Annotated in this window: 27 protein-coding genes; 18 read left to right on the top strand and 9 right to left on the bottom strand. The window is 35.3% G+C overall.

All coding sequences use genetic code 11. The annotated features are described in order from the left end of the window. The first annotated feature begins 66 nt into the window (after positions 1-66). Entirely contained in the window at positions 67-2,973 is a 2,907-nt protein-coding gene (locus KDN24_RS08315; RefSeq protein ID WP_409974402.1) for a bifunctional diguanylate cyclase/phosphodiesterase, read from the top strand. A 242-nt stretch (positions 2,974-3,215) separates the two neighbouring features. On the opposite strand, the gene KDN24_RS08320 is transcribed toward KDN24_RS08315, so the two are convergent. Continuing rightward, positions 3,216-3,779 carry a DUF2777 domain-containing protein gene (locus KDN24_RS08320; protein ID WP_409974403.1) on the bottom strand — a complete coding sequence of 188 codons (564 nt, stop codon included), beginning with the start codon at positions 3,777-3,779 and terminating at the stop codon, positions 3,216-3,218. 327 nt (positions 3,780-4,106) lie between these two features. Between KDN24_RS08320 and KDN24_RS08325 the strand changes: the two genes are divergently transcribed. Beyond that, entirely contained in the window at positions 4,107-5,642 is a 1,536-nt protein-coding gene (locus tag KDN24_RS08325; protein WP_409974884.1) for an alpha-amylase family glycosyl hydrolase, read from the top strand. A gap of 163 nt (positions 5,643-5,805) precedes the next feature. Here the strand turns inward: KDN24_RS08325 and KDN24_RS08330 are convergent, their stop codons facing one another. Next, positions 5,806-6,297, bottom strand: coding sequence for a YajQ family cyclic di-GMP-binding protein (locus KDN24_RS08330; RefSeq protein ID WP_409974404.1), 492 nt, complete (start codon positions 6,295-6,297; stop codon positions 5,806-5,808). A gap of 121 nt (positions 6,298-6,418) precedes the next feature. On the opposite strand from KDN24_RS08330, the gene KDN24_RS08335 reads away from it, so the two are divergent. Continuing rightward, positions 6,419-7,285, top strand: a complete 867-nt coding sequence (locus KDN24_RS08335) for a CvfB family protein (RefSeq protein ID WP_409974405.1) — start codon at positions 6,419-6,421, stop codon at positions 7,283-7,285. Positions 7,286-7,323: 38 nt separating this feature from the next. Here KDN24_RS08335 and KDN24_RS08340 read toward each other — a convergent pair whose 3' ends face one another. Then, a complete protein-coding gene (locus KDN24_RS08340; RefSeq protein WP_409974406.1) occupies positions 7,324-7,455 on the bottom strand; it encodes a DUF3941 domain-containing protein in 132 nt (43 codons plus the stop codon). 101 nt (positions 7,456-7,556) lie between these two features. Further along, positions 7,557-8,420 carry a fatty acid kinase binding subunit FakB gene (fakB, locus tag KDN24_RS08345; RefSeq protein ID WP_409974407.1) on the bottom strand — a complete coding sequence of 288 codons (864 nt, stop codon included), beginning with the start codon at positions 8,418-8,420 and terminating at the stop codon, positions 7,557-7,559. A 148-nt stretch (positions 8,421-8,568) separates the two neighbouring features. Between fakB and KDN24_RS08350 the strand changes: the two genes are divergently transcribed. Next, positions 8,569-9,402, top strand: a complete 834-nt coding sequence (locus KDN24_RS08350; RefSeq protein ID WP_409974408.1) for a YitT family protein — start codon at positions 8,569-8,571, stop codon at positions 9,400-9,402. Positions 9,403-9,487: 85 nt separating this feature from the next. On the opposite strand, the gene KDN24_RS08355 is transcribed toward KDN24_RS08350, so the two are convergent. From KDN24_RS08355 to KDN24_RS08365, 3 genes are all read right to left on the bottom strand, one after another. Next, positions 9,488-9,679 carry a DUF3813 domain-containing protein gene (locus tag KDN24_RS08355; protein WP_409974409.1) on the bottom strand — a complete coding sequence of 64 codons (192 nt, stop codon included), beginning with the start codon at positions 9,677-9,679 and terminating at the stop codon, positions 9,488-9,490. A 1-nt stretch (position 9,680) separates the two neighbouring features. Next, entirely contained in the window at positions 9,681-9,833 is a 153-nt protein-coding gene (locus tag KDN24_RS08360; RefSeq protein WP_409974410.1) for a hypothetical protein, read from the bottom strand. A 107-nt stretch (positions 9,834-9,940) separates the two neighbouring features. Beyond that, positions 9,941-10,756, bottom strand: a complete 816-nt coding sequence (locus KDN24_RS08365) for a Cof-type HAD-IIB family hydrolase (protein ID WP_409974411.1) — start codon at positions 10,754-10,756, stop codon at positions 9,941-9,943. A gap of 177 nt (positions 10,757-10,933) precedes the next feature. On the opposite strand from KDN24_RS08365, the gene yjfP reads away from it, so the two are divergent. The 5 genes from yjfP (at position 10,934) to moaA (ending at position 15,113) form a co-directional block, all read left to right on the top strand. Next, positions 10,934-11,701, top strand: coding sequence for an esterase (gene yjfP, locus KDN24_RS08370; RefSeq protein WP_409974412.1), 768 nt, complete (start codon positions 10,934-10,936; stop codon positions 11,699-11,701). Positions 11,702-11,817: 116 nt separating this feature from the next. Further along, the gene (locus tag KDN24_RS08375) at positions 11,818-12,126 is read left to right on the top strand and encodes a metal-sulfur cluster assembly factor (protein WP_409974413.1); all 309 of its coding nucleotides are present in this window, start codon (positions 11,818-11,820) and stop codon (positions 12,124-12,126) included. A 16-nt stretch (positions 12,127-12,142) separates the two neighbouring features. Then, complete coding sequence (locus tag KDN24_RS08380; protein ID WP_409974885.1) at positions 12,143-12,481, top strand: DsrE family protein; 339 nt, start codon at positions 12,143-12,145, stop codon at positions 12,479-12,481. 218 nt (positions 12,482-12,699) lie between these two features. After that, positions 12,700-13,818: a TIGR04053 family radical SAM/SPASM domain-containing protein gene (locus tag KDN24_RS08385; protein WP_409974414.1), complete on the top strand. Its 1,119-nt coding sequence runs from the start codon at positions 12,700-12,702 to the stop codon at positions 13,816-13,818. A 278-nt stretch (positions 13,819-14,096) separates the two neighbouring features. Then, complete coding sequence (gene moaA / locus KDN24_RS08390) at positions 14,097-15,113, top strand: GTP 3',8-cyclase MoaA (RefSeq protein WP_409974415.1); 1,017 nt, start codon at positions 14,097-14,099, stop codon at positions 15,111-15,113. A 74-nt stretch (positions 15,114-15,187) separates the two neighbouring features. Here moaA and ric read toward each other — a convergent pair whose 3' ends face one another. Next, positions 15,188-15,883: an iron-sulfur cluster repair di-iron protein gene (ric, locus tag KDN24_RS08395; RefSeq protein ID WP_491348476.1), complete on the bottom strand. Its 696-nt coding sequence runs from the start codon at positions 15,881-15,883 to the stop codon at positions 15,188-15,190. 253 nt (positions 15,884-16,136) lie between these two features. Here ric and KDN24_RS08400 point away from each other — a divergent pair, with 253 nt between their 5' ends. The 3 genes from KDN24_RS08400 to KDN24_RS08410 all read left to right on the top strand — a co-directional run bounded on the left by KDN24_RS08400 (position 16,137) and on the right by KDN24_RS08410 (position 18,763). Beyond that, positions 16,137-17,402, top strand: coding sequence for a molybdopterin molybdotransferase MoeA (locus KDN24_RS08400; RefSeq protein ID WP_409974417.1), 1,266 nt, complete (start codon positions 16,137-16,139; stop codon positions 17,400-17,402). Next, on the top strand, positions 17,390-17,920 hold the full coding sequence (gene mobB, locus KDN24_RS08405; RefSeq protein ID WP_409974418.1) for a molybdopterin-guanine dinucleotide biosynthesis protein B: 531 nt from the start codon (positions 17,390-17,392) through the stop codon (positions 17,918-17,920). Before KDN24_RS08400 ends, mobB begins: the two co-directional genes overlap by 13 nt. 123 nt (positions 17,921-18,043) lie before the next feature. Then, complete coding sequence (locus KDN24_RS08410) at positions 18,044-18,763, top strand: YwiC-like family protein (RefSeq protein WP_409974419.1); 720 nt, start codon at positions 18,044-18,046, stop codon at positions 18,761-18,763. A gap of 102 nt (positions 18,764-18,865) precedes the next feature. Here the strand turns inward: KDN24_RS08410 and KDN24_RS08415 are convergent, their stop codons facing one another. Next, on the bottom strand, positions 18,866-19,558 hold the full coding sequence (locus KDN24_RS08415) for a Crp/Fnr family transcriptional regulator (protein ID WP_409974420.1): 693 nt from the start codon (positions 19,556-19,558) through the stop codon (positions 18,866-18,868). Between the two features lie 281 nt (positions 19,559-19,839). Between KDN24_RS08415 and argC the strand changes: the two genes are divergently transcribed. The 6 genes from argC to KDN24_RS08445 all read left to right on the top strand — a co-directional run bounded on the left by argC (position 19,840) and on the right by KDN24_RS08445 (position 25,377). Next, the gene (argC, locus tag KDN24_RS08420; RefSeq protein ID WP_409974421.1) at positions 19,840-20,871 is read left to right on the top strand and encodes an N-acetyl-gamma-glutamyl-phosphate reductase; all 1,032 of its coding nucleotides are present in this window, start codon (positions 19,840-19,842) and stop codon (positions 20,869-20,871) included. A 13-nt stretch (positions 20,872-20,884) separates the two neighbouring features. Further along, positions 20,885-22,117: a bifunctional glutamate N-acetyltransferase/amino-acid acetyltransferase ArgJ gene (argJ, locus tag KDN24_RS08425; protein WP_409974422.1), complete on the top strand. Its 1,233-nt coding sequence runs from the start codon at positions 20,885-20,887 to the stop codon at positions 22,115-22,117. Between the two features lie 12 nt (positions 22,118-22,129). Beyond that, complete coding sequence (gene argB, locus KDN24_RS08430) at positions 22,130-22,900, top strand: acetylglutamate kinase (protein ID WP_409974423.1); 771 nt, start codon at positions 22,130-22,132, stop codon at positions 22,898-22,900. After that, positions 22,900-24,057 carry an acetylornithine transaminase gene (gene argD, locus KDN24_RS08435; protein WP_409974424.1) on the top strand — a complete coding sequence of 386 codons (1,158 nt, stop codon included), beginning with the start codon at positions 22,900-22,902 and terminating at the stop codon, positions 24,055-24,057. Before argB ends, argD begins: the two co-directional genes overlap by 1 nt. Positions 24,058-24,187: 130 nt before the next feature. Then, positions 24,188-25,144, top strand: coding sequence for an ornithine carbamoyltransferase (gene argF, locus KDN24_RS08440; RefSeq protein WP_409974425.1), 957 nt, complete (start codon positions 24,188-24,190; stop codon positions 25,142-25,144). Between the two features lie 53 nt (positions 25,145-25,197). Continuing rightward, on the top strand, positions 25,198-25,377 hold the full coding sequence (locus KDN24_RS08445; RefSeq protein WP_409974426.1) for a YjzC family protein: 180 nt from the start codon (positions 25,198-25,200) through the stop codon (positions 25,375-25,377). The last annotated feature ends 81 nt before the right edge of the window (positions 25,378-25,458 follow it).

A 25,458-nucleotide genomic window follows, 5' to 3' on the forward strand; every position in this document is an offset into this window, starting at 1 on the left:
CAAGATTTCATGATTTATGGTATTTTTAAGATGAGAATAAATATCACAATAACGATGGTGGTTATTATGGCGAATACGAAAACTTGTCTTTACATAGATAATTCTCAGCTTGACCATTTTATTAATAAGCATGATTTTGCAAATATACCTAATTTACTAGTTCAAGTTTTCTCTAGTAGAACAGAGCGTTCTTTTTTACAACAGCTGCAAAATCTGCTGAAAGATAAACTCCCATTTTCGATTATTGTTGGTTGTACAAGTGCAGGGGAAATATATGAAGGAGAAATCACTTCTCAGGAAGCCCTTCTTTCATTTACAGAATTTGAAAAAACGGAACTTAAATCTGTATTACTGCATCAAGACTACTATGAAAATAGTTATGAAATGGGAAAAAGCCTCGGAGAGCAGCTAGTTGACTATGATACGAAAGCAATCATTATTTTTCCAACTGGAAAAACAGTGGATTCACAGTCCTTATTAGATGGTATACATAATACCAGTCCAGATGTGAATGTAGCTGGCGCGATTTCTGGAAATACTGCTTTTTTTAACGAAACCTTTTCGTTCACGAAAGATGAGATGACGAATGAAGGGGTTGCCGCTGTTGCGTTTCAAAATGAACAGCTAATGACTCATTCGTTTAGCAATTATGAATTTCAGAAAATCGGAAAAAACTTTACCATTACGAAAGCAAATGAGAATATCATTTATACGATTGATAAGAAGAAGCCATTACATATATTAAGGAACTATTTAGGCGAGAAATTCACAGAAACTTTCCCTGATTTATCATTTGAATTTCCTTTTGTTATGAATTATAAAGGGGAAGAAGTCTCGCTTTTCATTCTCGAAATTTTAAAAAATGGAGCGATTCGAGTAAATCGAAAAGTAAAAGAAGGGCATGAAATTACTTTCTCCTATACGAATATTGAAGCCATGATTGAGGGCTCAATAAATGGAGTAAAAAAGCTGGCGAAAAAACAAGTTGATACAATTTTTGTTTATAATAGTGAAACGAGAAAAAGATTCGTACCTGATTTTACGGAGCAGGAACTTTTGATGCTTCAGAGTATTGCACCGACAAATGGTTTTTTTTCGTTCGGGGAATTATCTTCGGGAAAAACCAGAAGGCCACGGTTATTAGGGCTTTCACTTACATATTTAGCTCTTTCTGAAAATAGCAATCAAAAGCTGCCAGAACGAAAGCTAACCTTTAAATATTCTAGACCAGACCATTTAAAAACCTTATCTGCATTCAATCATTTGCTAGAGGCAACACAAAATGATGTTCGTCAATTACATGAGAACTTAAAGCTTTCAGAGAAACAATATGAATCACTATTTAATATGAATTCAGACTTTATTTTCTCAACTGATTTACAGGGGCAATTCACGAGTGTTAATCCCGCTTTTGAAAAAATGTTTGGCTATCAAAATGAGGAATTGTTTGGAAAATCAGCTCTCCATTTTATTGCCAATGAAGATCTTCCGAAAGTTAGAATGCATTTTTTGCGCGCGTTGAAGGGAAAAGAACAATATTATAATAGTAATATTAAATTAAAGTCTGGTGAAACAAACCTTTTTCAACTGAAAAACATTCCAATTATCATTAATGGTGAATGTGTGGGGATCTATGGGATAGGCAGAAATATTTCTGAGCAGAAGAAAATTGAAGATAAAATAATGGAATTAGCTTACTATGATCATGACACAGGACTTCCAAATCGAATGAAATTTACTGAACAGCTTGAAAATATGCTAGTAAGAGCGAAAAAGAAGAAACGCATGCTGGCAGTCCTTTCGATCGATATGGATCGTTTTAAGCTTATTAATGATAGTTTAGGCCATTATGCAGGTGATAGTATTTTAAAAGAATTGGCATACCGAATTGAAAAAATTCTCCCAAGTGGTTCATATATTGGAAGGTTTGGAGGAGATAAGTTTACTGTTATCCTCTCGAAGGATGTCAATATTGATGATGTGATGAAAGTATCAAAATCTATTTTACAAGAGATTGCGAATCCTGTTTTTCATGAGGGACAAGATTTATTTATTACAGCGAGCATTGGTGTCAGTTCATTTCCAGAAGATGGACTAGATGAACAAACTCTTTTAAAAAATGCTGATATCGCTGCCAATCTTTCGAAAAATCACGGGGGTAATCGGGTTACATTTTTTTCAACGGATATGAATGATAAGGCAATGAATAGGTTAGAGCTCGAGAGTTATCTAAGGAAGGCACTTCAAAAGAACGAATTTTATTTAATGTATCAGCCTTTAATTGACTTACATACAGGAGAAATTTTTGGAAGTGAAGCGTTAATCCGTTGGAATCATCCTAAACATGGGCTAGTTTCGCCTGCAGATTTTATTCCGCTCGCAGAGGAAACGGGATTGATTGAAGAAATTGGTAACTGGGTATTAAGAACAGCTTGTATGCAAAATAAAAAATGGCAGCTGCTCGGAAATGAATATTTATCTGTTTCTGTGAATGTATCTGCTTATCAGTTTCAGCAGACTGGATTTTTACACGAAGTAAAACAAGCATTAAGAGAGTCAAACCTTTCACCACAATATTTAACTTTAGAGTTAACAGAAAGTACGATGCTAAGCAATGTCGATTATAGTATTAAGATCATGCAGGCATTACAAAAAATCGGAGTTAAAGTATCAATTGATGATTTCGGAACAGGCTATTCTTCATTAAGCTACTTAAAAGATTTGCCTATTAATACATTGAAAATAGATCGTTCATTTATTAATAATTTACGAGTTGATACATCTGATATTGCAATTGTCAAAGCCATTATTACGATGGGACATGGCTTGGATGTTAAGGTTTTGGCTGAAGGTGTTGAAACAAAAGAACAGATTGAGCTTTTGAAAGAATTAAATTGCCACTATGCCCAAGGATTTTATATTCATCGTCCACTCCTTTCCACAGATTTTGAGAAAGGATTGACGAAAGAATAAATTGAAAGTTATACATAATATGAAAGGCGCAAGCGCCTTGCTCAGCGACGTATAAACTGGACTGACCTCGACTGAGATAAAGGAAACACAACGAGTTGATGTTGACTTATCGTAGGGAGAGGGAGGGAAGTTTACTAGTCGCTAGGCGCTGGAGCTAGACACTAGCCTAACTTCAAAGATATAAATTTTGATATAATTATGAAAGGCGCAAGCACCTAATTTAGGTCCTTGCGCCTTTCGCATTATGAAGAAATCTTTTCGATCACCATTCTTTTTCCGCTGTTTAATGTGAATTCGAAGCGATCGTTTGTTTTTTCGAAATAGCTAAAGTGATGCTGGACATTACAAATTTGTTCTTGATTATCAAATACAATGAAGTTTACACCGCTTTTTCTCTCGTTAGGGTTTAAAAAATTCAGTTGGTTATAACAGTAAATGCAATCATAAATTGAAAACTGTAAAGAATTTAGAGTCGTAATAAATTGAAAAAAAGCATCATCATTTATTTCCTCTAATAATTTTTCTAAAGAAAATACGAGTAGTTTTCGAATGCGAATCGTGTCTCGATCTTTAAGATGCATGTTTTCATCTGATCCAGTTGCTCTTCCTTCTTCAAATAATAGTCCTTTTTTCCAGCGTTTAAAACGATATACTTCAATTTCCTGATGGAGGAAATCATCTAATAATGAGGCTTCTTCTGTTTCCTTATCAAAAAAAACCCACTGATTATTAATGAATTCAATTGTACCTTCAGTATAAGCTCGGGCTTGAAATTCAATCAGTTTAGTTCGTTGCTGTTTATCCATCCATAAAACCTCCATTTACTACCATTAACAATCTTTTTAGACAGATTCTGCAATATTTATAACTATAATCTTGTCGATAGCAAATTCTTTATTTAAATTCTCTTTATTAAGATATTCTTAGCAAGTGCAAACTGAAATAGGTGGATAGCTTAATTAGTGCTTTGAAACAGGCTCATTTAAAGGCACTTTCAGAATGGCTGACCTTGTTAAAGTGAACTAATTCATCTTTCTATTTGACGTTAGAGGGGGAAACAGGCTACTCTTAAAGAGTTGTAGCTTAACATTATATATGTAGTGGATTTTGATAGAAGGAGAGGGGAAATGGAGATGAGAAAAGGAATAAAAATTCTTTGTCTAATTCCATTGCTTCTTTTATATGCACTACCGGTTGGTGCAGTTGAAGAAGAAGAGCGTAAATGGCAGGATGAATCGATATATTTTCTCATGGTAGACCGGTTTAGTAACGGGGATTTTCAAAATGATTATCAAGTGGATGTGAAGGATCCAGAAAGCTATCATGGAGGCGATTTCCAAGGTATAATCAATAAGCTTGATTATATTAAAGATATGGGGTTTACGACGATATGGCTATCATCAATATTTGATAATGAAGAGAAGGGTTACCATGGCTTTTGGATTCAAGATTATTACAATACAGAAGAGCATTTCGGAACGATTGATGAATTTAAGCAGCTCGTAAAAGAAGCCCACAAGCGTGATATGAAGGTTATGATTGACTTTATTGTGAATCAAGTCGGCCCAAATCATCCGTGGTTAAAAGACTCTGAGAAAACGGAGTGGTTTCATGAAGAGAAGGACATGGAGAGCTTACAGAATCAGCAAGAACTTGAAGAAGCATGGGTGGATGGGTTACCAGATTTAAAGCAGGAAAATCCTGAGGTGAAGAATTACTTAATCGATGCGGCAAAATGGTGGATTACCGAAACAAATATCGATGGGTATCATCTTAATGCAATAAATTATGTTCCAAAAAGCTTTCTTTCTGAATTCACAAAAGAAATAAAAGGGATAAAAAATGATTTTTATCTGCTAGGAGAAGTAAAATCAGAGGACGAAAAATTGATTTCCCAGTATGGAGAAACAGGGTTGGACGGGTTTATTAACTATCCGCTTATGGAGAAGGTAAGACCCATTTTTGCAGCAGTCGATCAATCGACAGATAATCTTTTATCAGCAGAAATAGAGCTGAACTCCGTTTATCGTGATCCGAATGTCATGGGAAACTTAATGGATAATAACCAAACTGTACGCTTTACCCGCGATGCTATTACGAAAAATCAACATCCTGGTCCAAGATGGAAGCTGGCTTTAACGCATCTTTATACAATTCCCGGAATTCCAATTGTTTATTATGGTAGTGAAATTGCTCTTGACGGTGGATTAGGGGTTGAAAATCATGGACAAATGGATTTTAGGACAGATAAAGATTTAATAGATTATATAACAAAGCTAGGGGAGCTTAGGAAAACGCTTCCAAGTCTTACGCGAGGAACGTTTGAAATTCTTGCAGAAGAAAATGATATGGCCGTTTATAAACGGACATATCAAGATGAGACGACTGTTATAGCCATTAATAATTCTTCTGAATCACAAACGGTTACGCTAAACGCAGAACAATTAGAAGATGAGAATGAGCTTCGGGGTTTGTTAGCAAACGATCTAGTACGAAGTAGTGATGGACAATACACCTTGTATATGGATAGGGAGAAAGCAGAAATCTATGTTTTAGCGCCAAAAACAGGATTAAATATTCCTTATCTTGCAGCAATGGGAGTTGTTTATGTTTTGTTCATTACGTTTATTTTTATGCTTTGGAAAAGATCAAAGCGAAAAGCTGATTAGTCGAGCCTTGATTAGTAGCTAATAGAATTTGTGCCCATCATAGATAAAGGAGATATCCGGTTACAAGATTAAAGCATCCACTGAAAGGAAATGGTGGATGCTTTTTCTTATAGGTTTGAAATATCTCCATTCAGAAATTTATGAAATGGCTCTACAGCTTTTGTTAGCGATAATTCACGAATTGTACATCAACAGATAAATCAGCTTCTTTAACGGCTGCTATTACTTTTTGTAAGTCATCTCGGCTTTTTCCAGTTACTCTAACTTGATCATCCTGAACTTGGCTTTTCACTTTTATCCCACTATTTTTAATGAGTGTATTAATTTTCTTGGCATCTTCTTTATCAATGCCTTGGGCTATTTTGGCTCTTTGACGAACTGTTCCACCTGATGCACCTTCAATTTTGCCATAATCTAAGTTCTTTATCGGTACACCTCGTTTAATTAACTTGCTAAGCAAAACATCTTTTAGCTGACCAAGTTTATATTCATCATCAGATATAAGGACAAGCTCCTCTTTATCAAGTGAGACATGACTCTTGCTGCCTTTAAAGTCATATCGTGTTTTGATTTCCTTCATTGCAATATTAATTGCATTCGTAACCTCAGAAAAATCAACCTTAGATACGATATCAAATGAGCTTTCTTTTGACATGTTTTCCTCCTGCCCCTTCATTTTTTAGGAAGCTTTTTTAAATGAAGTTGTACTATTTCCTTTAATTATAGTAAAATATAGCAGTTCAAACAACCTCAGGAAGAGTGAAGGGGGATTATCGATGTCATTACATGAATTTATTGGGCGTACAATTCAGCTAAAGGTTGAAAGGCAAGTTGACTTTGGTTATTTTTTATCAGATGGTGATGAAGATGTTCTTTTACATAAAAATGATACAAACTTGGAATTAGAGGAAGGTCAAGAAGTTGAAGCTTTTCTCTATATTGATTCGATGGGAAGGATAGCTGCAACAACAGTAATCCCTGAAATCACGACAGAAAGCTATGGTTGGGCAATTGTGAGTGATGTTAAGTCTGGTATTGGAGCTTTTATTAATATTGGGATTAATAAAGATATGCTTCTAGGGGAAGAGGATCTTCCGGTCCATCAATCGGTGTGGCCGAGAATAGGGGATATGCTTTACATAACCCTTAGGGTGAATCGTAATCATCGAATTTTTGTGAAACTAGCCACCGATCCAATTATAGAAGGAATTTCAGTGAAGGCGTCAAGACAAGATTTCAATAAAAACATCCACGGACATATTTATCGAACAGCAAAAGTAGGCAGCTGGATTTATACCGCTGAAGGCTATAAAGGATTTATTCATGAATCCCAGCGGAAAACAGAACCGCGGTTAGGTGAAAAAGTAATTGGGCGCATAATCGATGTGAAAGAGGACGGAACTGTAAACGTTTCTTTACTCCAGAGAAAGCAAGAATCACTTGATGAGGATTCAGAAGTAATCATATCGTACTTAACATCTCGAAATGGTGCAATGCCATATAGCGATAAAAGTTCACCAGAAGATATTTACGACCGTTTTCATCTAAGTAAAGCTTCATTTAAACGTGCATTAGGTCGCTTAATGAAAGAAGGAAAAGTATATCAAGAAGCAGGCTGGACATATATGAAAACGGAAAACTAAAATGAGCAAGCATTTCGCTTGCTCATTTATCTATCCATCTATACATGGTCAGTCTTTTTGGAATATTGATGTTTTCCAGCTTTACGGTTCTTTTCACGCATCATATTTTTTTCATGTCGCAGTGCATTATTATCTTGTGCTTTCTTATCATTATCAGAAGTTTGGGGCATAGTATGGTTACTCCTTTCATTTATGTTTCTAGCATATTTCGATTTATTGTTTGCTGAAACGAAAAGGAGTATTCCATTAATAAATAATTGGTATATGACTATTATGATTGCTTCACTTTATTTAAAAAGAAAATGGCGATTGTTCCAGACCCAGTGTGAGAGCCGATGGCAGAACCAATAGAAGAAATATAAAAGTCTTTAGCATTTAATTGTTGAGCAATTAATTCTTTTATTTCTAAAGCCGTTTCTTCATCATCTGCATGGCTTATTCCGATCACTTGGTTGTCAAGAGCGTCTCCTCTTTCATTCATTAATTCAATGATGCGACGGAGTAGTTTTTTCTTGCCACGGTGCTTTTCAATCGGTACAAGTTTCCCTGCTTCAACATTTAACAATGGCTTAATATTAAGCAGGCCACCTAAAAAAGCAGAAGCTTTAGAAACACGTCCACCTTTAGCAAGATAATCAAGATCATGAACAGTAAATAAATGCTCCATATGCTGACTATAAAACTCAACTTGCTTTAAGATTTCTTCTTTAGATTTGTTTTCCTTGGCCAGTTTAGCGGCTTCTTTTACAATTAGTCCTACTCCTAGTGAGGCGCATTTTGTATCAACGATTGTTAAGTTAAAGTCGGGATATGTTTCTTTTACTTGGTCTAGGATCATTACAGCAGTTTGATATGTACCTGATAACTCTGAGGAAAATGCAATATATATTCCAACTTCATTATTTTGCGCCATTTTTGTAAAAGCTTCTTCGAACGCAAGAGGTGAAGCTTGTGATGTTTTTGGTACTTTACCATCACGAATTGCTTGATAAACCGTTTTGGGGTTTATTGTAATGAGATCTTCATATTCAGTATCATCTAAGTGGACTTTCAATGGGAAAAGTGTGATATTATTTTCTCCGTAAAAGCTAAGAGGTAAATCACACGCACTGTCAGCTAAAATTTTTACTGACATACTAGTCACCTGCTTTCAAAACGATATACTCTTTAAGTTTATAGAAATTAACAGGAAAAGACAATAAAGAAAATTCGCTAAAAACCTTTGTCTATAAGAAAAATAACATAGAAACGAACAATTATTTCATTTGGGTAGGCGATAAAATATGAATTGGTGGCAAGAAATAAAGAAAGTGGTAATAGTCCTTTGTGGTGCTCTTCTAAATGCTATTGCGATGAATTTCTTTTTAATTCCAGCGAATGTTTATGCAAGTGGGTTTGCAGGAACTGCTCAACTATTAGCTAATATTTTTGGAGGATATGCTTCAACCGGGATTTTACTGTTTATCTTGAATATTCCTGTTACAATTATCGGATGGAAAAAGATCGGTAAGGCATTTACACTTTACAGTTTTATTAGTGTTCTTGCGATGTCCCTTTTTTTAGAGGTTATCCCTGTTAGACATTATTCTGAAGATATATTATTAAATGCAGTATTTGGTGGTGTAATCGGTGCTGTAGGTGTAGGACTAACACTAAAATGGGGCGCTTCTACAGGTGGAATGGATATAATTGCAATGATCTTATCAAGAATGAATGATAGGCCAATTGGTACATACTTCTTTACTCTGAATGCCATTATTATCGTCACTGCAGGTTATTTATACGGCTGGGAAAAGGCATTATATACGATTGTTGCACTGTATGCATCGACAAGAGTGATTGATACAATTCATACTAGACATGTTAAACTAACAGCTATGATTGTAACGAAAAAGTCGGATGAAATGAAGAAGGCCATTCATGAAAAAATGGTAAGAGGCATAACAACCATTCCTGCAAAAGGGGCATTTTCAAACGAAAGTAAAGAAATGATGATGATCGTTATTACTCGATATGAATTATTTGATCTGGAGCGAATTATTAAACAAGTAGATCCACAAGCTTTTACTAATATTGTTCAAACGGTTGGTGTTTTTGGCTTTTTCCGAAAAGATTAAAATAATAAATCCTTTTATTGGACATAAATGGATAAAGGCTGTCCCATTAAATTACGTTGGGACAGCCTCCTTTTTATACATCTCGTCAGCTTTTCATTGTATCATCTATTGCTGCCTGCATTTCACTAAGCTGAGATTGTTCTGCCGCTGTAGAATTGGCAAAAGCGGAGCTTAAGGCATTTTTAGCTTGGAGAATTTTCGTTTGCTGATCATTCCCGTAAGCGTTGCTTGCATTTTGAACTGCGATCTTCGCTTCTTGGAATAACTTATTCCCCATTTTAGGCGCCTCCAATAGATGAATTCTTCACGTTGGCTAATTTTTCTGCCTCTGCTTCAGCATATGTCGAATGATATGGGATACGTTCAGCGTGCTTAGTAACAGAATCTACACCTTGTTGAACAAAGCGTTTTGATTTATTCCGTCTACCCAATCGAATCCCCTCCAAATGAAGAATTATGAAACAGTTTTTCTGCTTCGCTTTTAGTATGCTCCATTTTGGGGATTAATAAAGGAGAAGAATATGGATTTTTCTTTAATTTAATATTTCAAATTTAATTGTTCTGTTAAATAAACGCCAATTCCATCTTCTTCGTTTGAAAGCGTCACTTGCTTTGCTACCGATTTTACTTGATCAATGGCATTTCCCATTGCAATGCCTTTGCCAGCATATTCGAGCATTTCTAAATCATTATCTTCATCACCAAAAGCGATGATTCGTTCAGGTGGGATTTGGAAATAATCAGCAGCTTTCTTTAGTCCGACAGCTTTATTTAATCCATTTTTCACAATTTCAATGACCGGCCATGGTGCCCCCCAGCTTCGATGACTAATGACTTCGGCATGGACACTTGATAAATGATCGCGTATGACCTTTATATTCTCTTCTTCAGCGTGAATGAGCATACTTGTTGGCGAGGCATTTAAAAAATTACGTAAATCGCCTGTCGTCACATTTGGTTCGCCCATTCCGAAAATTTCTAATAATTTTTTATCTTGATAATGAAAATATACATCATCAATTACTTCCGCAATAATATTATGAAATTGAAAGGATGTACATGCCTCAACAATTTCCTTTGCAATTTTTACCTCCATTGGAGAATGATAAACACCCCAGTTTTTATCTTTAGGATGATGTACAAATGCTCCATTGAAATTGACGATTGGTGTATTGAGATTTAATTCATTATAATATGGTTGGCTAGATCGGAAAGGTCTTCCAGTTGCAATCATAACAATATGACCTTCTTCACGAGCTTTTTGAATAACCTTTTTTGTTTTCGCAGAAATGGTCTTATCGTCTTTTAATAATGTCCCATCTAAATCTAATGCAATTAAATGCTTTTCTGCCATAATAACACCTTCTTTATATATTTTTCGAATCATAAGCAAATGGGTTTGGAAAAAAAAGTTTACATGTTAAACTAAATGAATATTAACAAAATCTTTTTTTGATATTATTAAATCTTACATTACTTATTCAATTTTACATAATTTTTAGCTTTTTTAACATAGAAAGGAGTTTTTCGCTTGATAACGATTGAAAATGATGAAATGAACAAAATCCCTTTTTTACATATTACGAATGAAAAGAACAAGGCGGAAAAGCTCCCACTTATTATTTTTGTACACGGCTTTACGAGTGTAAAAGAAAACAATTTACATTATGCGTATTTGCTTGCGCAAAAAGGGTTTCGAGTTCTGCTTCCTGAGGCATTATATCATGGAGAGCGAAATCCTGGCTTATCAGGTCATAGCTTAAATATTCACTTTTGGGAAATTGTCCTACAATCAATTCAAGAACTTGATCTATTAAAACGATCATTTGAAGAAAGAGAATTAATTGATCCTGATCGAATTGGAGTAGTTGGTACATCGATGGGTGGCATTGTTACGCTTGGTGCATTAACGAAATACAATTGGATAAAAGCTGCAACAAGCTTAATGGGAATGCCTTATTATGAAAAGCTAGCACTTAAGCAGCTAGATGATTTAAAGAAAAATGGACTTAATATACCAATAACAGAAGATGAATTATCAAAGTTAATGGACAGGCTAAGAGCGCTCGATTTAAGCTTACAACCAGAAAAACTCCATAATCGACCATTGCTTTTTTGGCATGGAAAAAAAGATTCTGTCGTTCCTTATGAATATTCCTATCGATTTTATGAAAAAATTAAACCGTTATATGAACAACATCCAGATAGACTTCAATTTATAACCGATCTTCATGCAGGTCATAAAGTGAGCAATGACGGGGTATTAAAAACAGTCAACTGGTTTGAAACATATATTTAATAAGAAGTGAAACTGCAAAAGCAAAAATTCACAAAGGTAAATTTAATTTAACTTCGTGGAGATATTTGCTAATATAGTGGCAGTAGGCGAATTTGATAAAAAAGGAGCTGTTCAATATGGACCAAGATTTAAAAGATAGCATTATGGGTGCATTAGAACTTGTTGTTGACCCTGAAATAGGCATTGATATTGTGAACCTTGGATTAGTTTATAATGTAGACATGGATGAGGCTGGAAAGACAACGATTGACATGACATTAACTTCAATGGGCTGTCCATTAGCTGGAACGATTGTTGAAAATGTTAAAAGTGCACTAGCTGATATTCCAGAAGTTACTGAGACTGAAGTCAATATTGTGTGGAACCCACCATGGTCAAAAGATAAAATGTCTCGTTACGCTAAAATTGCTTTAGGAATTCGCTAGAAGGGTGTAAGGAGTAATTATGAACAAAGTAATATTATTAAGTTCGGATCAATTAGGTAAAGGTGAAAAGGAGTTAGGTGAAGGGATATTAGAAACATTTTTCACCTTGCTTAAACAAAGAGAGGAACTACCGATAGCGATATTTTGCATGAATAGTGGTGTTTTTACATTAACCGAAAATTCTTTTGTTTCCGTACATTTAAAGGAGTTAGAAGAAAAAGGTGTTGAAATCATAGCATGCAAAACATGTGTAGATTACTATAATATTGAGAAAAGAATGGTAGCAGGCAAAATTGGCGGAATGCCACAATTTATTGACTTGGCTGCAAAATACGAAGTATTAACAATCTCTTAGAAAACAACAGCAGGGTTTATCCCGCTGTTGTTTTTTCTATCAGAAAGTTTACGTAGTGAACGTTTTTCTTCTAAAAATTAATATAAATTATCGATAATTACACTTTTTATGTGAGCTATTTCACTTATTTAATTTCATTTATCTTCTATAATTGAATTCGTAATAAACTTTGGAAATGATACAAGAATGAGAATGGGAAATCAGAGGGAGGATTTCACATGAATTTTAATAGAGATTTTAATAAAGATCCTTTTATTGTTATATGGGAATTAACAAGAGCCTGCCAGCTAAAATGTTTGCATTGCCGAGCAGAAGCACAGTATAAAAGAGATCCTCGTGAATTGTCTTTTGAAGAAGGGAAAGCATTAATAGACGAGATTTATGAAATGAATAATCCGATGCTCGTATTTACAGGTGGAGATCCACTAATGCGAGAGGATGTATTTAAAATTGCCGACTATGCAGTAAAAAAAGGTGTACGAGTTTCGATGACTCCAAGTGCTACACCAAATGTTACGAAGCAAGCCATTGAAAAAGCTAAGGAAGTTGGCTTATCTCGCTGGGCGTTTAGTCTTGATGGACCAACTGCCAAAATTCATGATCATTTTCGTGGAACTGAAGGTTCCTTTGATTTAACAATTGAACGTATTAAATATTTGCATGAATTGGAGATTCCAATACAAATTAACACTGTTATTTCTCGATATAATATTGATTATCTCGATGAAATGGCCAAAGTAGTCGAGGATTTGCAATGTGTTCTATGGAGTGTCTTCTTCCTCGTACCAACCGGTAGAGGGCAAGAAACAGATATGATTTCACCAGTTGAACATGAAAAAGTATTTACATGGCTATATAATTTAAGTAAAAAAGTGCCGTTTGATATAAAAACGACAGCTGCACAGCATTATCGCAGAGTTGTTATTCAACATAAGATACGTGAGGCGAAGGAACATAAGGATGAAATTGATTATTTAGATGCCTTGACTCAGCAAGGTTTAACAGGCTCTATCGATGGACTCGGCCGAGCTCCAAAAGGAGTAAATGATGGAAATGGCTTTGTTTTTATCTCACATGTTGGAGATGTTTATCCAAGCGGCTTATTACCGGTTAAGGCGGGGAATGTGAGAGAGCAATCATTAGCTGAAATTTATCGCGAATCACCGGTATTTAAGGATTTAAGAAATCAGGATAAATATAAAGGTAAGTGTGGTGTATGTGAATATAGATATGTTTGTGGTGGTTCCCGCTCGCGTGCATATGCCATGACAGGCGATTATCTAGAGAGTGAACCTTTCTGTGTTTATATTCCGAAGGCTTTACGAAAAAAAGCTTAGAAGCGAATTTGACATGCTATAGCATAAAGGAAAGTGCAGCATAAAACTATGCTGCACTTTTAATCTATAATACAATAGGAAATAAGATAAGTACTTGTAACCGTTCTCAAAGGAAAATGATTACAATTCTAGGCGATTTTAAATGAATAATATTGACAACATCATGACAATTTATACAACGTTATTAACATAGAAGTGGTATTATGTTGTAATACTTGTAGTATAGTGTATATACAAGTTATTGTAATGAAGATCACTCTGGGATGGAGTTGACTTATATGGAAAAACAACTTATTAAAGATCAATTAAATAGGCCATTAAGAGATTTACGAATTTCAGTCATTGACAGATGTAATTTCAGATGCACGTATTGTATGCCTGCTGATATTTTTGGTTCTGATTTTGCCTTTTTGCCGAGAAGTGAATTATTAACATATGAAGAAATTGAACGTTTAGCAAAAATATTTGTTGGGCTAGGTGTCGAAAAGATTCGTCTAACGGGAGGCGAGCCGTTACTTCGTAAGGATATGCCATTATTGGTTGAAAAGCTTTCCGCAATTGAAGGATTAAAGGATATTGGCTTAACAACGAATGGTGTATTTCTTCCAAAGTATGCAATGGACTTAAAAAAGGCAGGACTGTTACGAGTAAATATTAGTTTAGATACGCTCAATTCAGAGCTTTTTGGAGAAATTAACGGACGCCATGTAGGGGTTGACCCAGTGCTAGAGGGAATTAAAGCTGCGCAAAAAGCAGGACTTGGGGTAAAGATTAACATGGTTGTGAAAAAAGGCTTAAACGATTCCGAAATCTTGCCAATGGCAGATTTTTGTAAAGCTCAAGGACTGCAGCTGCGTTTTATTGAATTTATGGATGTTGGCAGCACGAATGGCTGGAAAATGGATGATGTCATTACGAAAAAAGAGATTTATGAGCTTCTAAAGGAAAACTATCAATTAGAGCCAGCCAACCCTAATTATTTTGGCGAGGTTGCAAAACGGTATCGCTACGTAGGGACAAATATTGAAGTCGGATTCATTTCATCTGTTTCCGAATCATTTTGCTCAACTTGTACACGTTCAAGATTATCTGCAAATGGACAAATTTTCACATGTCTCTTTAATGGAGAAGGACATGATATTAAAGAATTTATGCGTAAAGGCGTTACAGACGAAGAGATTGCCAACCGAATTACAACGATTTGGAATGGCCGAAAAGATCGCTACTCAGATGAACGAACTGCTGAAACGATTAAGAATAGAAAGAAAATTGAAATGTCATATATTGGCGGTTAGTTAGTGGAATGGGTATGATGAATATAAATAAAGAAATCGGCAAATGCCGATTTCTTTTTTACGAAGTATAGGAATTATATATATCTAGGGAAGAGAATATTGTTCTCTAAATGAACATGCATAAATGTATCTGCTTCAAGTTTTTCTAATCGCTTATAAACTAGATTGTATGTTCCACATGCATCAAGTGGAAGCTTGTAATCTGTTGTCACTTCTCTTAATTGTTTAAGTATAGCTCCAGCATGGTCATGTTCTTTTTCCAATTCTTTAATATAATTAATCATTTCTTCACGGTTTTCTACAGCTGGATCGTCTAATTTTAAAAGCAGCGGGAATACGGTTTCATCTTCTTTTGCCGTATGAGCAATCAATTCTTTTTTAAACTCATAAAATAATTCATATACTTTGATTAATTCTGGATGGCTGTTGCCATGAACTTTAGATACTTTCGTTACATAAGGGCTTAACAGAGTAAGTTCTTCAAGAAGTGGACGATGGTAGCGAGCTTGAATATGTTCAATAATGTCCTCAGATGTACTATTTGTCCAAACTTCCATATTATCCTTTTGATTTTCTTCTTTCACGAAAATTTCTTTCAGCTCTTCGAGCAATTGCGCAACATCAATCGATTGTTCAGAAGCAGCTTGGATTAATGGAATGTTGCCACCACAGCAAAAATCTATTCGATAGCGCTTAAATACATCACTTGTTTTTGGTAGTTCATTGACAATATCTTTAACTAATGTTGTTTCCGAAAATGGAATATTCATATTAAAGGAACCTCCTAATATATTCGTTACATCATAATGATAAATGATATTTACTTTCAATTAGGTGACCGCCATCACACTTTTGTCGGCTTTTTGAAAAAAAAGGTATGAAAGTGAATTTGTGATGTTTATCATGTTGAATCATTTCCAGTACATATATAATATAAAGGTAGTTCAATTCATTTCTATATAGTGAAATAAATGTTCATTATACATTCATACATACTATAAAATGTTGTTTGGAGTTGGTAAAATGCTAGAAAGAAGAATACCAATCCCAGTTGGGGAAGCGGTTAAGCGGATTATGGATTTCTCAATTGGTGGAAAAATCGAATATGTTTCTATAAATGAAAGCTATGGTAGATATTTATCAGAAGATATTACAGCGACAAGTGATGTACCTCATTTTGATCGTGCACCATATGATGGATTTGCAGTTCGTACAATCGATACATTAAGAGCTTCACAAGCGAATCCGATAGAATTTGAAGTAATTGATCATATCGGAGCTGGTATGGTTACTTCTGCCCAAGTTGGTCCTTTTCAAGCAGTTCGGATTATGACAGGTGCACAAATGCCGGCTGAATGTGATGCTGTTGTTATGCTTGAGCTTGCAAAAACCTTTGAAAGAGAAGGAAAAAATTATATGGCCATTAAACGGTCTTATAAACCTGGTGACAACGTTAGCTATACAGGAGAAGATGCTAAAAAAGGTGATATTCTTATACAAAAAGGAACAAAAATTAATCCGGGTATTCAGGCAATTCTAGCAACCTTTGGCTATGAAAAAGTTCCTGTAGCCAAAAAGCCTATTGTTGGTTTATTTGCGACTGGTACAGAATTGTTGGATGTTCATGATCCTTTAGAGCCTGGAAAAATTAGAAATAGTAATTCCTATATGATCTCTGCCCAAATTCAGCGTGCAGGAGCTGAAGTTCAATATTTCGGAAAGCTGCCAGATGTTTTTGATACTTGTTATGAGGCTGTTGAAAAAGCATTAAGTAAAGTAGATATATTGATTACAACTGGTGGCGTTTCTGTCGGTGATTTTGATTATTTACCTGCTATATATGAAAAGCTACAGGCAAAAGTACTTTTTAACAAAGTAGCTATGCGCCCTGGTAGTGTGACAACTGTTGCAGAACTTCATGGACAGTTATTGTTTGGCTTATCAGGTAATCCTTCTGCATGTTATGTAGGTTTTGAACTGTTCTGTCGACCGATTATTCGTACAATGCTTTTCGCTGAGAAGCCTCATTTAAGAAAGGAAAAAGCAATTTTACAAGTTGACTTTTTAAAGGCTAATCCATTTACCCGTTTTGTTAGAAGTGCTTATTCCATAGTGGATGGTCGTTTACAAGTTACTCCAAGCGGGTTGGATAAATCAAATGTTGTTATGAGTCTTGCCGGAGCAAATTCTTTAATGATATTACCTGGTGGAACGAGAGGCTATGAAGCGAATACAGAGGTAGATTTATTAATGCTAGAAGATTTTGATGGAAGCAAATGGCCGTGGTAAAGCCTTATATTTTTCAAATCGTAGGCTATCAAAATAGTGGGAAAACAACACTTGCTACGAAAATAATAGCCCTTCTCACTGCGAGGGACTTTTCAATTGTAACGATAAAGCATCATGGTCATGGTGGGAAACCTGATATGGTAGTAAATAAAGATTCAAATCAGCATATTTCCGCAGGTGCATGTGCCTCGATCGTTGAAGGGGATGGACGCTTACTTTTACAGGCAGACAAGCCAAGCTGGACATTAAATGAGCAAATTGATGTTCTTCGTCCATTCCAACCGGATATTATCCTGATAGAAGGACATAAATTTGAGAATTATCCAAAAGTTGTAATCTTAAGAACAGATAAGGATCATGAGTTATTAGATCAGCTGACGAATATTCATGCTGTCTTATTTTGGGACAAGAATGTAAATGAATTGCAAGATCGCTTTCCCTCTACTCCTTTTTTTGATATTCATGATGAACAAAGCAGCAAATGGATATGTTCATTTTTAATAAATAATTGCAACTAGAAACATGTATTGTTGAAAAACCGTCACATTTTTACGGTTTTATTTATTTTTGTGATGAGGTTCACTCGAAGTACCGAAAAATTTGTTTATAGTATAGGTAGCATCTTTTATGGAGGGATGATTATGAACCTTTGTATGCCGAAACAACATGGTGCTTGGGCAATGCTTATTATCCCATTTTGGCTTGGGGTTGCAGCCACTAGTTTTTTATGGTCACATCTAGCTTTTTTCATTGGCTGGCTATTTTTATATTTAGCCACATATCCAATGCTGCTGCTTTTTAAAAAGAAAAAAATGCGGTATTATGCGAAGTGGGCTGTCATTTATTTAGTTCCTGCAATTAGTTTGCTTTTGATTCCGTTATTTTCAAGGCCTTCAATCGTTATTTTTGGTTTAGCGATGATTCCGTTTTTTCTTATTAATGCCTATTATTCCGCAAGTAATAATGAAAGAGCATTAGGAAATGACTTAAGCGCCATTTTGGTATTTGCGATTGCTGGTCTAGCAAGCAGTTATTTGCCTAACGGTGAAATTAGTTCGCCTGCGCTGCTTGCATTCATTACATCCATTTTGTTTTTTATCGGCTGTACTTTTTATGTTAAAACAATGATAAGAGAGAAAAAAAATCAAACATATAAATGGGTATCATGGATATATCATACAGTCATTTTAATCATGTGGGCAATAACAGGTCATTGGTTAATTGCACTTGCGTTTCTTCCAAGCTTATTAAGGGCTGTTTATTTTTATGGGAAGAAAATTACGATTATGCAGTTGGGAATTTTTGAAATAGTTAATGCGACCATCTTTTTTCTCGTCATGTTAATGGAACTATTAAGCTAAATTTTTAAAGCTTACGAAAAGTAAACGGCCCCCAAATTGTCAGCTTTTAACAATTAGAGGGCCGTTTATTTATCATTTATTATCATATAGGAGAGGAATAACTTATTCAATATTACAGATGTTAATTGGACAGTTTTCACAATCAATCTCAGTCTTTAAGTAGGCAAGACTATGAATCGTAATCAATCCTTTATCAATGGAAATAATTTTATTTTTGCGTAAATCACCAAGCATTCGATTAACTACTTCTCTCGATGTCCCGCAAAAGTTAGCAAGCTCTTGATTTGTTAATGGTGTTTTAATCAGTATACCTTGCTCAGATTTTTCCCCATAACTATTAGAAAGTCTAATTAAGGTGGAGTATAATGCCCCCTTTTTACCGTGAAGAACAAGATCTCGAAATTTAGATTGTGTTTTCTGATATTGTAGATTAATATATTTCATCAATTCAAGTGTAAGAGCATGATCATGCTTTAATTGTTCCTCAAGTTCATCCTGAAAAATGACCAAAACTTCTCCACTTTCCATTACCTTTGCATTTAACATATGTTTCGGCGACCTACAGTATAAAGATAAATCTCCAATCAAATCCCCTTTAGAACACATTCTTAAAGTAAGCTCACGACCGTCAGGCACTATTTTACTTATCTGAATAATTCCACTTTGAATAATGAAGAGTTCATTCGCTAACATACCTTCTTGGAACAGATAAGTCCCTTTCTCGATTTTTCTCTTATGATGGGAAGTCTTAAATATTTTTGTTAGTTCCTCGGAAATATCATTTATAGACTGCATGTAAAAAACCACCTTATGCCCGTATTATCAGTCTGAGGGAAGTATAACGTCGAATCGTAAGTGTGAAAAATGTTACACTTATCAATTTACCATTTAAGCAGTAGTAAATTCAACTATTCAACACAATTATTACTAATTTTATATTGCAAAGAGTAAAAACCTAATGAAAAAATGGTTGCTTTTCTTTCCAGGAGTTTTTATAATAAAATAAATATTAAGTTATAAATATAAAAAAATATGATTAAATATACAGAAAAGTATGATTTGTGAAAGGAGAAGTCATGAAAGTTTCAGTTGTTGGAACAACAGGCTACGGAGGAGCTGAATTAATTCGAATATTACATAATCACCCAGAATTCGAAATTGAATCAATTCACTCAACAAAAGATGATCTTCCAATTTGGCAGGAATATCCTCATCTATATAATATTTTTGATAAAAAACTTGAAAAGCCTATTCCTGAAAAAATTGCTGAACATTCGAACATTGTTTTTTTGGCCACTCCATCTGGAATATCAGGCAATCTTGCGAGTGAATTTATTGATATGAACATAAAGATTATCGATCTTTCAGGTGATTTAAGATTGCCCCCAAAGGTTTACAAAGAATGGTATAAATTAGAACCAGCTATTCAAGCTTTAAGTGAGAAAGCGGTGTATGGACTGTCAGAATGGAACTTTGAAAAAATTAAAAAATCAAGTTTAATTGCAAACCCAGGCTGCTATCCGACAGCAACATTATTAGGCTTAGCACCTGTTGTGAAAGCAGGTATTATTGACACAGCAAGCATTATAGTTGACGCAAAATCGGGTGTATCTGGTGCTGGGAGATCTCTTTCAAGAAATACGAGTTTTTCGGAAACGAACGAAAATTTTAAAGTGTATAAAGTGAATGAACATCAACATACACCAGAGATTGAACAACAGCTAGGTTTTTGGAATAGTGAGATGAAACCAATTACATTTACGACACATTTATTACCGATAACGAGAGGAATTTTAGTTACCAGTTATGTTCAATTGTTAACAGAATATACGACAACTCAGTTATTGGAACTTTATCAGGAAACATATGACTCACACCCGTTTATTCGAGTTCGTCCGGAAAATAACTTCCCATCTGTAAAAGAAGTTGCTGGTTCCAATTACTGTGATATTGGGCTTAAAGTGGATCCTCGAACAGGTAGGCTGACGATCATATCGGTTATCGACAATTTAATGAAAGGTGCAGCAGGTCAGGCTGTACAAAATGCGAATATTATGTATGGGATGAAAGACAATACAGGACTTGATTTTACACCGTTGTACCCATAAGGAGGAAGTGAAAATGCAAGCATTATCAAACATGTTATCCATTAAAGAGATTGCTGAGGGGAGTTTACTTACACCGAAAGGCTATACAGCAGATGGAGTCCATGCTGGACTTAGATACCAAAAGAAAGATTTAGGAATTATCATAAGCGAAAAACCTGCTGATTGTGCAGCTGTATATACGACTAACCAATTTCAAGCTGCACCACTGAAGGTTTCGCAAGCTAGTATCGATACAGAAGGAAAGATTCAAGCAATCATCGTAAATAGTGCATGTGCTAATGCTTGTACTGGAGAGCGTGGTCTTAATGATGCCTATCAGATGAGAAAATGGACGGCTGAGAAATTTGGATTATTAGAGCAACATGTTGCGGTAGCTTCAACAGGCGTGATCGGTGAGTATTTGCCAATGGAAAAAATTCATGCAGGCATTCAATCACTTATACCCAAATGTAACGAGGAGCATGCAGAGGCTTTTCAAACGGCAATCCTAACAACAGACATCGTAATGAAAAAATGTTGTTATTCAGCAGTTATTGATGGAAAAACCGTCTATATGGGGGGAGCTGCCAAAGGGTCAGGGATGATCAATCCGAATATGGCAACAATGTTGGCTTTCATTACAACAGATGCCAATATAGAAAGCGAATATTTGCAAATGGCTTTGAAGGAAGTGACAGACACAACGTTTAACCAGATTACGGTTGATGGTGATACTTCGACAAATGATACTGTTTTTGTCTTGGCAAATGGATGTAGTGATTCGATTTCGCTTACCCCTGAACATTCGGACTGGGATACTTTTGTTCAGTTGCTTAAAAGGAGCTGTGAAAACCTTGCAAAGCAAATTGCTAGTGATGGTGAGGGAGCGACAAAATTAATTGAAGTAGAAGTCATTGGTGCAAAAAATGATCTTGAAGCAAGAATGGCAGCAAAACAAATAGTTGGATCCAATCTCGTAAAGACAGCCATTCATGGTGAAGATGCAAACTGGGGAAGAATCATTAGTGCAATTGGACAAAGTGATGCAGAGATAAATCCATTTTCAGTCGATATTGCAATAGGACCGATTACGATGTTGAAAAATAGTGAACCTCAATCGTTCTCTGAAGAAGAGGCAACAAATTATTTAAAGAATAAAACGATTCATATTTTTGTAGATCTGCATCTCCATAATGGGAAAGCGAAAGCATGGGGCTGTGATTTATCATACGATTATGTGAGAATTAATGCGAACTATCGCTCGTAGGGGTGAATTCATTTGAAAACAGTATTAATTAAATGTGGTGGAAGTATAATAGATGAATTAAGCCCATCATTTTTTCATAGTCTAACAGATTTAAGAAAAGCAGGATATAAGATTATACTCGTACATGGGGGAGGTCCAGATATAAATGAAGCACTTAATTTGTATAATATCCCCCATGAATTTAAAAATGGACTTCGAAAGACCTCAAAAGAAGCAATGGAAATTGTCGAAATGGTATTAGCAGGAAAAACAAACCGGAAGCTTGTAGCATTATTAGAGTCAAATGGTTTTAAGGCATTTGGTTTTAATGGGAGTGATGGACATTTCCTCCAAGCTGATTTTATTGATAAAAACAATTTAGGATATGTTGGTGAAATTAAAAAGGTAAACGCAACGATTATTTCGCTATTATTGAAGGAAGATTATATTCCTGTCATTACACCAATCGCAGCTACTGAAAATGGAATAAAGCTGAATATAAATGCTGACTTCGCAGCGGCAGCCATTGCAAATGAGCTAAATGTTGAGCATTGTCTTTTTGTCACAGATGTTGAAGGTATTATGATAAATGGAAAAATGGCACTTCAATTGGACACAGAAGAAGTTCACCAATTCATTGCGGAAGGCGAGATTTCCGGAGGAATGATTCCGAAGGTAACATCAGCCATTGCAGCAATTCATAAAGGATTGCAAAGTGTAAAAATTGTATCAGGTAAAAAGCATTTCTTTTCTAACTCTGCTTGGAGTGGAACGGAAATAAGTGCAAAATTGGGGGTTTTATGATGAGTCATTTATTTCCAACGTATACACGATGGGAAGTTGAACCAGCATTTGCTAAAGGAAGCATACTCGTTGGAATAGATGGAAAACGATATTTAGACTTTACTTCCGGAATAGGTGTATGCAACCTCGGTCATCGTCCTGAACTCATTCAAGAAGCTATTACTAATCAGTTGAACAAGTTTTGGCATGTGTCAAATTTATTTTCTCAAAGTGAACAGGAGCGTGCGGCAAAGCTATTAGCAGATGGTGCTAATATGGATTTAGTATTTTTCGCGAATAGTGGGGCTGAAGCGAATGAAGCTGCTATAAAACTTGCAAGGAAGACGACAGGAAGAAGCAAGATTATTACTTTTGTTAACTCATTTCATGGTCGTACATTTGCAACGATGTCAGCAACTGGTCAAGAGAAAATTAAAACGGGTTTTGGAAGTATGCTTGAAACCTTTGTTTATCTTCCTTTTAATGATATTGCTGCATTAAGAAATGAAATGGATTCAGAAACAGCGGCAATTATGCTAGAAGTTGTTCAAGGAGAAGGCGGCATTCATATTGGTGAACATTTGTTTTTAAATGAAGTACAGCAATTATGTAAAGAAAATGGCGCTTTATTCATTATTGATGAAATACAAACAGGAATTGGTCGTACAGGAATGCCATTTGCATTTCAGCATTTTGGATTATCTCCAGATATAATAACTTCAGCGAAAGGTCTAGGAAACGGCTTGCCAATCGGAGCAGTCATTGGAAAAAAAGAGTTAAGAGACGTTTTTAGCCCAGGTAGTCACGGTTCAACCTTTGGAGGGAATCCGATTGCGATTGCAGCAGCTATTGCGACGATGGAGACCGTTTTTCAACAATCATTTTTAGATAATGTGAAAGAAAAAAGTAAGTATTTGTTTGAAAAGTTAGAAGAGAAAATAGCTTCATCCTCCCATATTTCAACTATTAGACAACTCGGTATGATGATTGGATTAGAAACAACAATTGACCTGCCCTCCTTATTGAAAGAACTTAGAGATAATGGTTTGTTAGTTTTGCCAGCTGGAACGAATGTCGTGCGATTATTGCCGCCATTAACAGTAACAACTGAAGAAATGGATCGTGCAGTAAATATACTTCAGAAAATAATAGAAAAGCATTCAAAATCAGCCGTTTAGGCTGAACTTTTTACACCTAAATGCATAAAAATAAGAATATATAAATAAATATTCAGATATGAATCATTGAATTAACAATATATTGCTCGGGAAATATTGTAGATTAAAAAACTTAGGAGAGTGAAATGTAATGATTTCTTACCCCATAACGGAAACTAAATTAAATATTAAAGGAAAAGATTTTTTAGCATTAGCTGATTTTTCATCAGAGGTTATTTATGGACTTTTATTAAAAGCAAAAAAAATGAAAAATGCTCAGCTGCTAGGAGATCATATTGAACCATTGAAAGGGAAAATATTAGGGATGATTTTTGAGAAACCATCAACACGTACACGAGTTTCCTTTGAAGCGGGAATGTTACAATTGGGTGGGAATGCTTTGTACTTAAATAGTCATGATCTTCAGCTTGGAAGAGGTGAATCAATTGCTGACACTGCAAAAGTTCTATCTAGTTATTTAGATGCCATTATGATTCGCACTTTTTCTCATCAAACAATTACAGAATTAGCAGAGCATGCAACAATTCCAGTAATTAATGGTCTTACCGATCTTGCACACCCTTGCCAAGCTCTCGCTGATTTATTAACGATAATGGAAAACAAAGGCGATTTAAAAGGGCTAAAACTTGTTTATGTTGGTGATGGAAATAATGTTGCCCACTCTTTAATGATTGCTGCTACAAAGCTTGGAATGGAGATGACAATTGCAACACCAGCTGGTTATGAGCCAAATTTGACAGTTACGAAAAAGGCACAGCAGTTTGCGCACGAAAATGGTGGGAAGCTCACAATTACAAACCATGTGCAAGAAGCAGTTCTAGATGCAGATGCCATTTATACAGATGTATGGACGAGTATGGGACAGGAAGAAGAAAATGAAAAGAGATTAATGGATTTTCATGATTTTCAAGTAAATGAGTCATTAGTTCAAAATGCAAAGCAAGATTTTATTTTTCTCCATTGCTTACCTGCTCATAGAGGGGAAGAGGTTTCAGGAAGTGTCTTTGACGGTTCAAATTCAGCTGTATTTCAGCAGGCAGGGAACAGACTGCACGTACAAAAAGCAGTGCTATCAGAAATATTGTAAGTTTTTCAGGAAACACTATAAAGGATCATAAAAATAAAGGAGGATTCTTTATAATGGGACAAAATCGCCAATTTAAAGCTGGACAACGTGCACCTAATAATGGAATGTACATCGAAGTTGGAGAAACAGGAAGTAATGTAAACAACCCTCAAATGCTTAAGCTGAGGGCAGGGGATAGATTTCCAGAGAACTCTAATCATAATCGTGTATGGACATACCTCCGAAAACCGTAAAGCAAACATATTAGCCATCCCTTTGTGGATGGCTTTACTTATGTTATAATAAAAACAAAGGTCAAAAAAGGTCAAAGAGGA

The sequence above is a fragment of the Cytobacillus sp. Bva_UNVM-123 genome, assembly GCF_046351715.2.
Taxonomy (GTDB): Bacteria; Bacillota; Bacilli; order Bacillales; family Cytobacillaceae; genus Cytobacillus.